General features: G+C 40.4%; 18 protein-coding genes. 5 read left to right on the plus strand and 13 right to left on the minus strand.

What is annotated here, in order from left to right; genetic code table 11:
• Positions 1–1,614 (minus strand): ESPR-type extended signal peptide-containing protein (locus DW000_RS08230; RefSeq protein WP_279386767.1); only part of this gene is annotated, 1,614 nt, incomplete at its 3' end.
• Positions 1,615–2,076: 462 nt separating this feature from the next.
• Positions 2,077–2,538 (minus strand): IS200/IS605 family transposase, encoded by a 462-nt coding sequence (gene tnpA / locus DW000_RS08235; protein WP_120055985.1) that lies wholly within the window; start codon positions 2,536–2,538, stop codon positions 2,077–2,079.
• Between the two features lie 263 nt (positions 2,539–2,801).
• Here tnpA and DW000_RS08240 point away from each other — a divergent pair, with 263 nt between their 5' ends.
• Positions 2,802–2,990, plus strand: coding sequence for a cysteine-rich KTR domain-containing protein (locus DW000_RS08240; protein WP_032506803.1), 189 nt, complete (start codon positions 2,802–2,804; stop codon positions 2,988–2,990).
• Between the two features lie 57 nt (positions 2,991–3,047).
• Here DW000_RS08240 and DW000_RS08245 read toward each other — a convergent pair whose 3' ends face one another.
• Entirely contained in the window at positions 3,048–3,401 is a 354-nt protein-coding gene (locus DW000_RS08245) for a helix-turn-helix domain-containing protein (protein WP_001227350.1), read from the minus strand.
• Between the two features lie 504 nt (positions 3,402–3,905).
• Between DW000_RS08245 and DW000_RS08255 the strand changes: the two genes are divergently transcribed.
• Positions 3,906–4,328: a sigma-70 family RNA polymerase sigma factor gene (locus DW000_RS08255; protein ID WP_120055987.1), complete on the plus strand. Its 423-nt coding sequence runs from the start codon at positions 3,906–3,908 to the stop codon at positions 4,326–4,328.
• The gene (locus tag DW000_RS08260) at positions 4,325–4,555 is read left to right on the plus strand and encodes a helix-turn-helix domain-containing protein (RefSeq protein WP_000857133.1); all 231 of its coding nucleotides are present in this window, start codon (positions 4,325–4,327) and stop codon (positions 4,553–4,555) included. Before DW000_RS08255 ends, DW000_RS08260 begins: the two co-directional genes overlap by 4 nt.
• A 225-nt stretch (positions 4,556–4,780) precedes the next feature.
• On the opposite strand, the gene DW000_RS09915 is transcribed toward DW000_RS08260, so the two are convergent.
• Positions 4,781–5,032 (minus strand): hypothetical protein, encoded by a 252-nt coding sequence (locus DW000_RS09915; RefSeq protein WP_120055989.1) that lies wholly within the window; start codon positions 5,030–5,032, stop codon positions 4,781–4,783.
• On the opposite strand from DW000_RS09915, the gene DW000_RS08270 reads away from it, so the two are divergent.
• Both DW000_RS08270 and DW000_RS08275 read left to right on the plus strand, forming a co-directional pair.
• Positions 5,016–5,219: an excisionase gene (locus DW000_RS08270; protein WP_000814511.1), complete on the plus strand. Its 204-nt coding sequence runs from the start codon at positions 5,016–5,018 to the stop codon at positions 5,217–5,219. The genes DW000_RS09915 and DW000_RS08270 overlap by 17 nt on opposite strands.
• Positions 5,220–5,300: 81 nt before the next feature.
• Entirely contained in the window at positions 5,301–6,518 is a 1,218-nt protein-coding gene (locus DW000_RS08275; protein ID WP_001291561.1) for a tyrosine-type recombinase/integrase, read from the plus strand.
• A 266-nt stretch (positions 6,519–6,784) separates the two neighbouring features.
• Here DW000_RS08275 and DW000_RS08280 read toward each other — a convergent pair whose 3' ends face one another.
• From DW000_RS08280 to DW000_RS08320, 9 genes are all read right to left on the minus strand, one after another.
• The gene (locus tag DW000_RS08280) at positions 6,785–7,033 is read right to left on the minus strand and encodes a hypothetical protein (protein WP_101928444.1); all 249 of its coding nucleotides are present in this window, start codon (positions 7,031–7,033) and stop codon (positions 6,785–6,787) included.
• A 56-nt stretch (positions 7,034–7,089) separates the two neighbouring features.
• Complete coding sequence (locus DW000_RS08285; RefSeq protein ID WP_120055991.1) at positions 7,090–7,518, minus strand: hypothetical protein; 429 nt, start codon at positions 7,516–7,518, stop codon at positions 7,090–7,092.
• 304 nt (positions 7,519–7,822) lie between these two features.
• Positions 7,823–8,284, minus strand: coding sequence for a helix-turn-helix domain-containing protein (locus DW000_RS08290; RefSeq protein ID WP_005385599.1), 462 nt, complete (start codon positions 8,282–8,284; stop codon positions 7,823–7,825).
• Between the two features lie 68 nt (positions 8,285–8,352).
• Positions 8,353–9,657, minus strand: a complete 1,305-nt coding sequence (hemL, locus tag DW000_RS08295; RefSeq protein ID WP_120055993.1) for a glutamate-1-semialdehyde 2,1-aminomutase — start codon at positions 9,655–9,657, stop codon at positions 8,353–8,355.
• Positions 9,658–9,666: 9 nt separating this feature from the next.
• Positions 9,667–10,641, minus strand: a complete 975-nt coding sequence (gene hemB, locus DW000_RS08300; protein ID WP_120055995.1) for a porphobilinogen synthase — start codon at positions 10,639–10,641, stop codon at positions 9,667–9,669.
• Between the two features lie 9 nt (positions 10,642–10,650).
• Positions 10,651–12,159, minus strand: coding sequence for a uroporphyrinogen-III C-methyltransferase (gene cobA, locus DW000_RS08305; RefSeq protein WP_120055997.1), 1,509 nt, complete (start codon positions 12,157–12,159; stop codon positions 10,651–10,653).
• Entirely contained in the window at positions 12,156–13,094 is a 939-nt protein-coding gene (hemC, locus tag DW000_RS08310; protein ID WP_120055999.1) for a hydroxymethylbilane synthase, read from the minus strand. Before hemC ends, cobA begins: the two co-directional genes overlap by 4 nt.
• A gap of 4 nt (positions 13,095–13,098) precedes the next feature.
• Positions 13,099–14,370, minus strand: a complete 1,272-nt coding sequence (gene hemA, locus DW000_RS08315; RefSeq protein ID WP_004695233.1) for a glutamyl-tRNA reductase — start codon at positions 14,368–14,370, stop codon at positions 13,099–13,101.
• The gene (locus tag DW000_RS08320; protein ID WP_120056001.1) at positions 14,339–14,986 is read right to left on the minus strand and encodes a bifunctional precorrin-2 dehydrogenase/sirohydrochlorin ferrochelatase; all 648 of its coding nucleotides are present in this window, start codon (positions 14,984–14,986) and stop codon (positions 14,339–14,341) included. Before DW000_RS08320 ends, hemA begins: the two co-directional genes overlap by 32 nt.
• Positions 14,987–15,027 lie beyond the last annotated feature (41 nt).

Consider the following 15,027-nt stretch of genomic DNA (forward strand, 5'->3'; position numbering starts at 1 on the left):
GCCGTTTGTAATGACATCTCCGCCGCTGGCAACGTTTGTGATTTGTTTGTTGCCCGCATCAATACCGTCTTTTACGATTTTCGGACCTCCGGTGATAGTCACACCATCAGTGTTCATTACGGTATTGCCGGTCGTTACACTAGTCAAGCCTTGTAGTTCTTTAGCCAATTTAACATTTAGTGTATTAGATCCATTGGATACTACACCGATATTGTTATCACTCAATTTAGATACATCAGCCACGCCACCAACAACATTAGTTTGCGCGCCTAATCTTTGAGTAAATTTATTATCATTAGCCCCTGCAGCCTTTACATCACCTGCATACACTACGCCTTTATTTACTTCCGTATTTACCGCATATAGTTGGCTGCCGTTGACAGCATCCGTAGATGTAGCGGAAAGGCGACCTGCCGCAACATTGGTAATAGTACGTTCCGCGCCTGCCTTACCTACACTTACCGTAGAACCAGGGTTAGCACCTGCAAAATTATGTACTTCGCCATTAATCATTTCAGATGCTGTACCAACCGCTGCTGCAGTTTCAGATCCGGCACCGATAGCCACGGCATTTTCATTCGCCACGTTTGCTTCATTACCGATAGCTACGCCATTCTTTACTGATACATTAGCCTTGTTACCTATCGCCGTACCATTTAGGCCCGTAACGGAGGTCGAAGACCCTATCGCAGTACCATCCACTGCACTAACTAAAGAAAGTCTACCGAGAGACGTTGCCCCTATAGCTCTTGCTCTAGCTTGATTACCGATAGCCGTGGCTTGCCCCTTTGTCGCCTCTGCCCAAGTACCAATCGCTACAGTGCTATCTTCCTGAGCCGTCGCATTCGTACCCATAGCGATAGACCACTGACCTGTCGCCTTTGAGCTTCCACCGATTGCATAAGCATAATTATTCCAAGCTTTTGAGTTATTCCCCACCGCAAAGGAACCTTCTCCCGTAGCCTCAGAGAGGCTACCAACAGCAATAGCATGCTTATTTTTCGCCTTGGCGCCGCCACCGATGGCAGCAGCATACTCTCCACTAGACTCAGCCTTTGAACCGATGGCAACCGCATTTTCCTGTGACGCATTGGCGATAGCACCTAAGGCAACCGCGTTTTTAGCATTAGCCATCGAGTCCCCACCGACAGCCATCGCATATTCTGCTAAAGACTTAGCAGTCGCACCAACAGCAACCGCATTTTCTGCTCTCGCTTCAGACCAAGGACCAATCGCTGCCGCATTTTTAGCGGTAGCATGTGATCCGCCACCTACGGCGGTAGAATATGCTCCTGTAGACTCACTATGTGCTCCTAACGACAAAGCGACCGTGCCACTCGCCTGAGCATAACCACCAAGCGCCACATTGTGCTGATCGGTTCCACTATAGGCTCCATTACCCCAGGCTACACCTGCCCCTGTTCCGGCAGGATTTACCGCTTGAGCAACATTTAGTGGCGGTGCTACGCTCCCCACTAATGCAAGTGCACATAAAAGAGTGCTCACACCTGTGCCGGTGCTTCCGTTGATCTTGCCACGATTGTTAGCGATTTCCGAAACAACCACATAACAGTTTTTCACCCGACTCCAAATAACTTTGTAAATCCGATTCATAACTTCCCTCCTAAATTCCTCCTGTTACACTAAAATTACGCTCTCTATATTGAAGTAAAAGATATATACCCTCTGTAAAAAACACCTTTTTAAAAACAGGCGAGTATTCATCTTAATAATCATTATCACATCATTATAGTAATAATTCAAGAATCGCTAAATCTTGATTATTATGTAATGTATTTGCAGTGCCAGGAAACAAAAACAAGACTACTTTGATTTATTATAGTTATAAAGATAAACGATTTAAAACAAAGCAGACCTTTCTAAATATTATTATAACAAAAAATAAAATATCTGAAAATAGTTATAAAATTATAATCAGAACCACCCGTAAAACGGGTGGTTTGCTCACGGGCTATAAGCCCGTATTACTAGGCCAGCGTCTAAAGGCGCTGGCTTTCACTACGTTCAAGCCACATAGCCATTGACTCGTAACGGTCCCCTTAAAGGGGATATGTATTACTTGCTACCCTTAAAAGGGCCCTCGTATTCTTTTACACTAAGTTTATCTTTCATTTGGTCATGTAACTCTTGCTCACGTATATACTTCTTTACGGTAGCCTCATTTAAACCTACTGTACTAACATAATAACCCTCGGACCAAAAGTGCCTATTTCCAAATTTATACTTTAAGTTTGCGTGTTTATCGAACATCATTAGTGCACTTTTACCTTTTAAATATCCCATAAAAGATGAAACTGATATTTTAGGTGGGATTAATACTAGCATATGCACATAATCTGCCATAAGCTCCCCCTCTATAATCTTGACGCCCTTATATTCGCATAAACGTCTCAGTATTTCACGTAAACTATTTCTGTATTGATTATATATAACTTTACGTCTATACTTAGGTATAAATACTATGTGGTATTTGCATAACCATTTTGTGTGCGCAAGGCTCTGTGTCTTTGTTGCCATATAAAATCACCTTTCTTTTGCATATAATGCGGCTTGAACACCTACATTATACTTAAGCAAGGTGATTTTTTTGTATAACTTTCGTTGCCGCACCCGCATAGCGGGTGGTTTTATGATTCGCGACTACGTCGCGAACCAGTCTAAAGACAATAATAAAATAACTTAGTGTATTTTATGTTGTTATATAAATATGGTTTCTTGTTAAATAAGATGAAATATTTTTTAATAAAGATTTGAATTAAAGTGTAAAGGAGGAGATAGTTATTATAAACTACAAGTGGATATTGTGTCCTATTTGTGGAAATAAAACAAGACTACGAATACGAGTGGATACTATACTTAAAAATTTCCCTTTATACTGCCCCAAATGTAAGAACGAAACTTTAATTAATGTTCAAAAAATGAATATAATAACAATCAAAGAGCCAGACGCCAAGACGCAGAGCCGATAATTTGAGAAATGAAACTCTCATCTTATCGGCTCTTTTTGTTTATCTGAATTTTACTGACTAGCCTTCAATATTTCTTGCTTCATTGATACCTTTTGCTAGTGCTTCCATTAAGGATAGTTCTTTGTCTGTAAAGCTATCCATGTATTTTTCTACCTGTAACCTTCGAGTGCTTTTAATCAAATTATCTGTAGGTAAGAAAAATTCATCAATAGATACATGGAGTAATGATACAAGATCATACAGCACTTGTGTACTTGGGTGTTGTCCTTTGTTTTCTATATTTGTTAAATAACGTGGGTCAATTTCAATCATTGTTCCCACTTGTTCACGAGTGAGACCCCGTTTCATTCGAGCCTCTTTAATCGCTAAACCAACGGCTCTAAAATCGTATTTATCTTCTTTTTTACGCATACTAAATCACCTCTATACATTTTACTGTTCCTACTGAATTAAAAACAGGTATAGAAAAACGTGTTATATGGTTTATAGGTTTATATTTAATAAAAAGCACTACTAAACGCCAATAAAAAAAACCGTTATATGGTAGTGCTATTTACGCTGTTAAAATATTGTATATTACTTCCAAATGGCGGTTTGTTGGAGGTCAACGTCGCCATGAAGTACATCATATACAATAAATTTCCTTACATTGGGTTCTTGTCAAAAAAAGTCGTCTATCTGCAATAGATAAGTACGTCCACCAATGTGGTTTTATAAATCATATAGATAGAATAACAGAAGCATGTAAACAGAGAAATAAATCTGTTTATATGCTTTTTTGGCTATTCAGAACTTTTTTACAAAGTTTATTTATCAGTAATGCAACAAATCCCCCTTTCACATTGGGACTAAGAGTGAAAGGAGATAAACGAGCAAGGCTCACTTCCTTTCCTAGACAGAAAGGGGGTGAGAAACATGAAACCATCTTCTTTTCGGACCACAATAGAAAATCAGTTTGACTATATCTGTAAACGTGCTATGGAAGACGAGCGAAAGAATTATATGCTTTATCTTTCAAGGATTGCAAAGCGTGAGGTGTCCTTTTCGGATGTTGGCGATTATCTTGTTAGCCAGTTTGCGACAACAGATAACTATTCAACTGACTTTCAGATTTTTACACTCAATGGGTTATCAGTAGGCGTTGAAAATGATTTGTTGAGTGAAGCATTACGTGAGTTGCCAGACAAGAAACGTGAAATTCTACTGCTGTTTTACTTTATGGACATGAGCGATTCAGAAATTGCAGACCTGTTGAAATTGAACCGTTCTACTGTCTATCGGCATAGAACCAGTGGACTAGCCTTAATTAAAAAGTTTATGGAGGAATTTGAAGAATGAAAACACAATATCCTATGATTCCCTTTCCTCTCATTGTAAAGGCAACAGATGGCGATACCGAAGCGATTAACCAGATTCTACATCATTACAGAGGGTACATAACGAAGCGTTCCCTACGACTTATGAAAGATGAATATGGCAATCAAAGTATGGTCGTTGATGAAGTCTTACGTGGAAGAATGGAAACCAGACTGATTACAAAGATTTTGTCATTTGAAATTAAGTAATATCCTCTCTCCTTTCGTGGAAGCGTGCTAAACCATTCCACGCTTCCCGAACAGGGAGGTTTGTTATTCCACCAAAGCATATTGAGCTTTCAATGTGTTTTGATAGGCTAACGAGCCATTGTTCTTTGAAAACTGAATAAAAGTAATCGAATACGTTTCGATAAGAAAAGAGCCAACGGAACTAACCGCCATGACCTATCTTATAAAGATAGCGAGCGATTCATGTTAGTGATCCGAGAAGCAATCTTTAGCAGGATTGCCTGCAACGACATTCTTATCGTGATAATGATACTCCCATACAGTCAATAGTCCGAGCGTGATAAAACCGTCGCAGGCAATGAGTATGGCTACATGATAACCATGCAGGGGTGGAACTCCCGTGAGCTTTGCTAAAGCTGTTCGATTGCTGGTAAAACAACTTTTATGAAATCCAAATAAGTGATTTGGAAAGGAGGATTTTATGAAGCAGACTGACATTCCTATTTGGGAACGTTATACCCTAACCATTGAAGAAGCGTCAAAATATTTTCGTATTGGCGAAAACAAGCTACGACGCTTGGCAGAGGAAAATAAAAATGCAAATTGGCTGATTATGAATGGCAATCGTATTCAGATTAAACGAAAACAATTTGAAAAAATTATAGATACATTGGACGCAATCTAGCGTCGCCAAAGGGTCTTGTATATGATAAAATAGTATTAAGTCGTATCAAGGCTCTTTCCATAAAGGAAAGGAGCAAATGCCATGTCAGAAAAAAGACGTGACAATAAAGGTCGAATCTTAAAGACTGGAGAGAGCCAACGAAAAGACGGAAGATACTTATACAAATATATAGATTCATTTGGAGAACCGCAATTTGTTTACTCGTGGAAACTTGTGGCTACAGACCGAGTACCAGCAGGAAAGCGTGATTGTATCTCACTTAGAGAGAAAATCGCAGAGTTACAGAAAGACATTCATGATGGTATTGATGTTGTAGGAAAGAAAATGACACTCTGCCAGCTTTACGCAAAACAGAACGCTCAAAGACCAAAGGTTAGAAAAAACACTGAAACTGGACGCAAATATCTTATGGATATTTTGAAGAAAGACAAGTTAGGTGTAAGAAGTATTGACAGTATTAAGCCATCAGACGCTAAAGAATGGGCTATTAGAATGAGTGAAAATGGTTATGCTTATCAAACCATCAATAACTACAAACGTTCTTTAAAGGCTTCATTCTATATTGCTATACAAGATGATTGTGTTCGGAAGAATCCATTTGACTTTCAACTGAAAGCAGTTCTTGATGATGATACTGTCCCTAAGACCGTACTAACAGAAGAACAGGAAGAAAAACTGTTAGCCTTTGCAAAAGCTGATAAAACCTACAGCAAAAATTATGATGAAATTCTGATACTCTTAAAAACAGGTCTTCGTATTTCAGAGTTTGGTGGTTTGACACTTCCAGATTTAGATTTTGAGAATCGTCTTGTCAATATAGACCATCAGCTATTGAGAGATACTGAAATTGGGTACTACATTGAAACACCAAAGACCAAAAGTGGCGAACGTCAAGTTCCTATGGTTGAAGAAGCCTATCAAGCATTTAAGCGAGTGTTAGCGAATCGAAAGAATGATAAGCGTGTTGAGATTGATGGATATAGTGATTTTCTCTTTCTTAATAGAAAGAACTATCCAAAAGTGGCAAGTGATTACAACGGCATGATGAAAGGTCTTGTTAAGAAATACAATAAGTATAACGAGGATAAATTGCCACACATCACTCCACATAGTTTGCGACATACATTCTGTACCAACTATGCAAATGCAGGAATGAATCCAAAGGCATTACAGTACATTATGGGACATGCTAATATAGCCATGACGCTGAACTATTACGCACATGCAACATTCGATTCTGCAATGGCAGAAATGAAACGCTTGAATAAAGAGAAGCAACAGGAGCGTCTTGTTGCTTAGTAGTACAAATGAATTTACTACTTATTTACCACTTCTGACAGCTAAGACATGAGGAAATATGCAAAGAAACGTGAAGTATCTTCCTACAGTAAAAATACTCGAAAGCACATAGAATAAGGCTTTACGAGCATTTAAGAAAATATAAAAAGATAATTAGAAATTTATACTTTGTTTATAAAAAAATAAATCATAGTTATACCTCTGTCCACTAATTTATTCTAGCTTAAAATCTATACGTTCATCATTAACCCGTTTTACTTAGTGAATTATAATAGTCCATTATCCATCAGCAACCCCAACAAAGTAAATATAGCAAAAATCAAAAGGATACTTAAAATAATCCTTACTACACGTCTCACTATAGGCTTAGCCGGAGTAAAAGATTCTATGCTATCATGATTACCAATCAACTCAGGGATACAAAGAAATGCAATAGTAAGACCTATAGACTGAATTGTATCTTTAACCTCATAATTAGTATTATATAAATTTAGTAAAGAATCAAAAAACTCCATTTATACACTAAATCTCCTTATAGTTAAAATGATACATACTAAATATAATATTAACTTTACCTATCTTTTTCTAATTTAACGATGACATCCTTTGTGTTTATATCATGAGTAATATCAACCCAAATATTATCATCTAAATCATATCCTATAATATGACTCTTATTTACTTCACGCCAGTTTATCTTTTCTTCTGAAAGTATATTCTTTACTGATTCCAAAGTAACACGTTTATAGGTATTTTTAAAAACATAAACCTGCCCGTTTCTACCTGTAGCAAAGTGCTCTTCACCTACTTTATACGCAGATATACCTACTAACTTTTGCTCATATACTGTTAGTTTTTGTATTTGTCCCGGTCTATTAATATACGCAAGCAAAGTAACAAGTCCCATTATGAAGAATCCGAACAAGATAAAACCAATATAAAATTTTACCCTAAAAGGTGTTCGATCTAATATAGATTTTACACCACTCCATACTTTCATAATGTCTCCTTTAAGACTAGTTAATATTCAATTCACTTCTATATTTCAATTATATATTAAACTAACTTATATCACCAACTGATATTTTAATATTGTTATATTTTATTTATTTTTATAGTTAGCCTTAACAAAGATTGCCAGAGCTTTAGCACGGGCATTTGCACTAGGGCAATAGAAAAGCACCATCTACCTAGGTCCGACTTATGTGTCGTTTCCTATTAAGATAGATGGTGCTTTTATAATTGCTCTAATTCAGTTGTTCAAATAAACATGTTCCACTCAATATACAAAGTAGTCTATTCCACTACTTTATATTTCGTCGTGCTGCCAGACTACCAGCACTGCTAGCTAGGCCCGCCCGATTGATATGTGGATTCCCATGTTTGTACGTTTTTGGCTTGCTACTTTTATCTTCTACTTTTGATTTCTCAAATTTAGTAAATAGATTATCTAGCTCACGCAAGAGCGCACGTTTTTGTGAGTCTTTCAACTCAAATACTTCACCTTTATAGGCGATGTATTTATTTTTGAGTACAGGACTGAGATCATAGATGGGCTCGTGTTGTTCTCCATTTACATCTAACAGCTCATCCAAGGTCAATCCATAATAGCGAGACAGGGCACAGAGTGTATCTAAATCTGGTTCGCGATACCCTGTTTCGTAATTTGAAAGCGCCGCATTACTGATACCTACGGCCTTTGCTACTTCGATTTGGCTTTTGCCCATGCGCACGCGAGCACGCTTTAAGTTCTTATAAAACTGCATGTTCATCACCTACATCGATACATAAATAACTACAAACTATATATTTTATAATAGTGTATCACTCATTTTTATAGTAGTGTATCACTAATTTTTTTGAAAGCTTCATCAGCTACAGCTAATGTGCGTTCGATTTCACTGCTCTTATGGCAGATAGATACGAAGTTGCTTTCATAAGGACTTGGCGCATAGTAAATACCATGGCTCAAATTATGGTGGAAGAACATTTTGAATTGTTCTTCGTTGCAAGCTGCTGCATCTTCAAAGTTCTTAACTGGTTTATCAGTGAAGAAGATGGTAAACATGGAGCCTACTCGTTGCACTACAACAGGCACATTGTATTGTGCTGCCAAACGTTCAAAGCCTTCACAAAGGGCAATTGTCGTATCTTCTACTTGTTTAAAAATAGTTGGATCCCGTTGCAAAATAGATAATGTGGCAAGACCAGAGGTAACGGCAATCGGGTTACCACTCAATGTACCAGCTTGATAAATAGGACCAGCTGGTGCGATTTGGTTCATAATCTCACGAGAGCCACCAAATACAGCAAGTGGCATGCCACCGCCAACGATTTTACCAAGGCATGTAAGGTCTGGTTTAATATTGTAACGTTTTTGTGCACCACCGCTGCTAGCGCGGAAGCCACACATAACTTCGTCAAAGATCAATACTGCGCCATGAGTCTTAGTCACTTCTCGCAAGGTTTCAAGGAAGCCTGGTTCTGGAGGCACGCAGCCCATATTGCCTGCAACTGGTTCTACGATGATAGCTGCAATAGTATCGCCAATCTCGTCGAATAATTTGCGAACCGCATCAGAGTCGTTGTACGGTAAAGTAATTGTATTTTCTGCTACGCCTTGAGGAACGCCAGGACTATCTGGCACGCCAAAGGTAGCAAGGCCAGAGCCAGCTTTTACCAAGAGTGCATCGCTATGACCATGGTAACAACCAACGAATTTCACAATCCGATCGCGACCAGTATAGCCACGAGCTACGCGCAAAGCACTCATAGTCGCCTCTGTACCAGAGTTAACGAGGCGGATAACCTCCATAGATGGCATGAAGGCTTGCACCTTTTTAGCCAATTCTGTTTCTAGTAGTGTAGGCGCACCATAACTAGTGCCGCGAGGAATCGCCTCTTGTAAGCTCGCAATAACTTCAGGGTTCGCATGGCCCAAAATCATAGGGCCCCAGCTCAACACATAGTCGATGTATTCGTTGTTATCGATATCATAAATACGGCTGCCGCTAGCGCTGCTGATAAACGGAGGGTTAGATCCTACACTACGGTAGGAACGAACAGGACTATTTACGCCGCCAGGCATATAACGTTTAGCCTCGTTAAAGGCCTTTTCAGATTTACCGAGTTGGAACATAGTTCCTCCTTATTGTTGTAACCATTTAGCAATATCTAAGGCATGGTACGTAATGATGATTTTAGCACCAGCACGCTTCATGGAAAGCATTGTTTCTATAACGAGGCGTTCTTCGTCGATAAGACCAGCCGCTGCAGCGGATTTTACCATCGCATACTCGCCAGATACATTGTATACTGCAACCGGCAATTCATAGCGGTCACGCGTTTCACGAACGATGTCCAAGTAGGACAAGGCCGGTTTAATCATGATAATATCCGCACCTTCAGCGATGTCGAGTTCAATTTCTCTGAAAGCTTCCAAGCGATTGGCCGGGTCCATTTGATAAGATTTACGGTCACCAAATTTTGGCGCAGAATTAACAGCACCGCGGAACGGACCATAGTAAGCAGATGCGTATTTTGCCGCATAGCTCATAATGGATACATTGGTATAGCCTGCCGCATCAAGGGCTTCACGAATAGCACCTACACGGCCGTCCATCATGTCGGATGGAGCCACCATATGTGCACCTGCTTCCGCTTGGCTTACCGCAACTTTACAAAGCAAAGGCAATGTTTCATCGTTCAAGATTTCATGGTCATCAATCATGCCACAATGCCCTGTTGTAGTATATTGGCACAAGCACACGTCAGCTACGACCAATAGGTTTGGTACAGCTGCACGGATGGCTTTGATGGCTTGTTGTACAGGTTGGGACATATCCCACGCAGAGGAACCTTGCTCATCCTTATATGTAGGAATACCAAAGATTTCTACACCACGCACACCAAGATTATAAGCCTCTTGCGCTACTTTCACAGCCTCATCAACAGACAAGTGATATTGACCTGGCAATGTGTCGATTCCTTTTTTGATACCTTCACCAGGCACGATAAATAATGGATAAATTAAATCAGTTACGTCGAGTGTCGTTTCGCGTACCAAATCTCGCATTTCTGGATTGATACGCAAGCGGCGAGGACGGTATGTTAAATCGTACATGTAATCCTCCTAAATGTCTTTTACAATAGCGTTTACTAAGCCATCAGTTGTATATACATCACTAATGATAGCCGGTTTAAGACCTGCACTCATAGCCGTAGCAGCCGTAATTGGACCGATGCAAGCCACTTTAGTATTGCCTAATAGCTCTAGTGCATTGTCGCCCAATAATTGGATTGTATTTGTTACAGTAGAAGAACTTGTAAAGGTAATATAATCTACTGTGCCTTCTGTTAACGCTGTTACTAATGCTTCTTGTTGAGATGTATCTTGTGTCGTTTCATACAAACGCAAGATATCTACATCCATATCGCGATGACGCAAGCAGCGTGGAATTACATCGCGTGCTACCTTTGGTTGAATCAACAATACGGAATCCCCTGCACTGAGTTCTTCTTCTAGTGCCTCTACAGCAGATTCTGCCTTGTAATCTACAGGAATAATATCCGGTACGATGCCATATTTATGAAGTTCACGAGCCGTAGCACAGCCGATAGCTGCCACCTTAGAATTGCCTAACGCACGTGTATCTTTGCCTTCTTTATAAAGAGCATCGAAGAAGTAGCGAACCCCTTCACTAGATGTGAAGACGATGCATTGGTATTGTTTTGTATTATTGATGATACGTTTATCTTCCTCAAACAATTCCAATGGAGATGTTTTAATTGCTGCTGCTTCCACTACATTAGCGCCTTGAGCCGCTAATTTTTCGCGGAATGCACTTGCTTGGGAGCGAGCGCGTGTGACTACAACAGTTTTGCCAAATAAAGGTTTATTATCGAACCATTGTAATTTTTCACGAAGGTTTACTACATCACCTACTACGATGATAGCTGGTGCTTTCAATTTAGCCTTTGCTACATCTTCAACGACATGTTCGAGGGTGGAAACCAATACCTCTTGTACTGTTTTTGTTCCCCACCGAACAAGCGCTACAGGTGTAGAAGCTGCCCGGCCATGAGCCATCAACTTTTCGGCAATGACAGGCAAGTTGCCGACACCCATTACAAAGCAAAGTGTATCTACCGCCGTAGCAAGGCCTTCCCAATGGATACCGGATACCGCTTTTGTAGGATCTTCATGACCTGTTACAACCGCAAAGGATGTGGCCATAGCGCGTTGTGTTACAGGAATACCCGCATAAGCAGGCGCTGCGATAGGAGATGTTACGCCTGGCACGAATTCAAATGGTACACCAGCTTCGCCAAGAGCCATCGCTTCTTCACCGCCGCGACCAAATACGAGTGGATCCCCGCCTTTTAAACGCGCTACAATTTTGCCTTCTTTACCTTTTTGGACTAATAGCTCATTGATTTCCCATTGATGCATTGTGTGATCTTTACATTGCTTACCAGCGTAAATCAATTCAGCATCTGGACGTGCCCATTCTAACAGATGAGCATCCGCTAAATAATCATATACAATTACATCTGCCTTTTCGATGCATTCACGACCTTTTACAGTGATAAGTTTAACATCGCCAGGGCCCGCACCAATTAGATATACCATACCTGTCATTTTATGATTCCTTCCTCTATGAGAGCATCCACAATACGTTTGCCCCCTTCTTCGTATAAGGCTTTTGCAAGATTTTTACCAAGGATCTCGCCCTTTTTAGCGGGACCAGAGATTTCCCCTTCGTACACAGTTTTTCCATCGAGGGATGCAATCATAGCCTTTAAAGTCAATTGACCTTTATTGATGGTGCCATGTACGCCCATTGGCACTTGACAACCACCATTTAATTGACGCAAGAAACTGCGCTCCCCTTCAACGGCATAGCGCGTTGCTTCATCGTTGATAGGATCCAACATGTCAAGCATTTCCGTATCGTCGGCACGACACTCAATAGCGAGTGCCCCTTGTCCAACGGCAGGAATCATTTCGTCGGCCTTGAAGACTTGTGTAATTTGGTCTTCTAACCCCAATCGCTTAAGGCCTGCTTGAGCCAAGATAACACCGTCTAGCTTTTCCGTTTCAATTTTGCTCAAACGAGTCTGCACATTACCGCGAATCACCTCTACCTTTAGGTCAGGGCGAACATGTAGCAATTGAGCTTGACGGCGCAAACTACTGGTACCAACACGAGCGCCTTGTGGCAATTTGTCCAGTGTTTTATACACAGGACTCACTAGTGCATCATAAGGTACTTCACGAGCGGAGATGGCACCAAGAGTAAGGCCTTCAGGCAACTCTGTAGGCATGTCCTTTAAGCTATGTACGGCGATGTCGATATCGCCTTTATGCATAGCCGCTTCCAATTCAGCAGTAAATAAACCTTTACCACCAACTTGAGCCAGTGGTTTCTCTAAGATACGGTCACCCTTTGTATTAAAGTGAACCAGCTCTACCGTAATATTTGGGTACAGACGTTGTAATTCTGTACTAATATGTTCAGCCTGCCATAGGGCAAGGGCACTTTTTCGCGTGCCGATTCGAATATGATTTCTCATGGCATTAGCCTTCTTTCTCAAGATTAAACATATCTTTGAATAAGTCCCAGTACAAGCCTTCTTCCTCTGTACCAGCAATTTCGTTGAAGTGAATCATCGGTTCACGCAACATTTTACGGATGATCATGCGACTCATCGAGTCCATAACACGGCGCTCCTTATCGGAAATATCTGGCAATTTAGCTAATGCGCGATGTAACTCACGACGGCGAATCCGTTCTGCCTTTTCTGTAAGCAATGCCATCATCGGACGCACTGTTAAATAACTCAATTTATCCAACAACTCTTCAATAGCATCATGAATAATAGGCTCTGCACGACGAGCTTCCTCTTCTCGTTGTGCCTTGTTTTCTTCTACTACACTTTCAAGAGAATCAATATTAAATAGATAAATACCGTCCAAGTCTGCCACCGCAGGATCGATATCACGAGGTACCGCTATATCGATCATAACGATTGGTTCACCCTTGCGAAGAGTCGTAATTTTCTTCGCTTCTTTTTCAGTAATAATATAATGCGGTGCCCCTGTAGATGTGATAAGAATATCCGCATCTTTAGCATACTCTACAAAGTTATCGAGCTTAACAGCTTTACCATTAAAGCGTTCCGCTAACATTTCAGCCTTAGCAAAGGTTCTATTAGATACGAAAATCGTTTTTACACCCTTCGCTTGTAAATGAGTAGCTGTCAATTCACTCATCGTACCAGCACCCAAAATAAGTACTGTAGCTTCGGATAATGGCTTATCTAAACTGTCCTCCGCAAGATTGACCGCCGTGTAACTAACAGATACAGGCGTATTAGCAATGCCCGTATTAGTACGTACCTTTTTACCAACGCTAATAGCCCGTTGGAATAAAATATTAAAAATTGTTCCCGTACAGCCTGCGCTATAAGCCTGAATATAAGCCCCTTTTAATTGGCTCAAGATTTGGCCTTCCCCTAACACAAGGGAATCAAGACTAGCAGAAACACGGAATAGATGCTCAATACAATCTCGTTCTTCGTAGAAGAAGAATGCATCTGCATCGATATGATCTGCTCCTTTTAAATCTTTTAACACTGCCAACATGTAATCCTTCGGGAATTCTACACCTTCTAAAGCAGCATAAATTTCCGTTCTATTACAGGTGGATAATATAACGCATTCTGAGATACAGTCAAATTCATAGAGGCGATTTAGTGCGGCAACTACCTCGTCTTTATCAAACGAGAAACGTTCACGCACCTCTACAGCGGCACTTCTATGATTTAGACCTAATACCACTAATTGCATAGTTTAGTTTCTCCTCTATAATCATCCACTCTCCCTTGAGAATGGCTTCAAATGTTTCTACCGTCAGATTGTCTCGCCAAAATTTCTGTCGAGCCTCTGGAGTAGGAAGTAGTAACTTTACTTCTTCTCTAAATATTTTAAGTCTAGGCATAGCCTTTTGCAACTGACCATAACGATTCATCATATCTTGTCGTACGAGACGATTGATACGCGGGCCTACATTATTGGCACTAATAGCAATATGAAGATCGCCGAGTTCAAGGGATGACGGCACAGTAAAGCTACACGCGCTCGGATCATCACTGCGATTTGTCCACACACGATGTTTTTTTCCTAGCTCATACAAGGTATCGTTTAGTTCATGATTATCTGTGCAGATAAACAGCAAACTACTCGAAATAATATGCTCTTCGTCGTCCATTGTGAAAGCCCGATCACACCAAGTGATGCGATTTTCCTTTGCCCATTGGCTAATCGTATCCGTTACAGCAGGAGCGATAACGACAATTTGGCAAGGCTCCTCAATAAAAAGCTGCATCCGTCGTTCCGCTACTTCTCCGCCGCCTACGAATAGGATTATATCTTCAGTTGTAGGTTGAAATGTTATGGATACCATGGCTGTCCTACTATATACAAAAAAATCGGCTTGATGGTCAA

This window comes from Veillonella sp. AF36-20BH (genome assembly GCF_003602765.1).
GTDB lineage: Bacteria > Bacillota > Negativicutes > Veillonellales > Veillonellaceae > Veillonella > Veillonella hominis.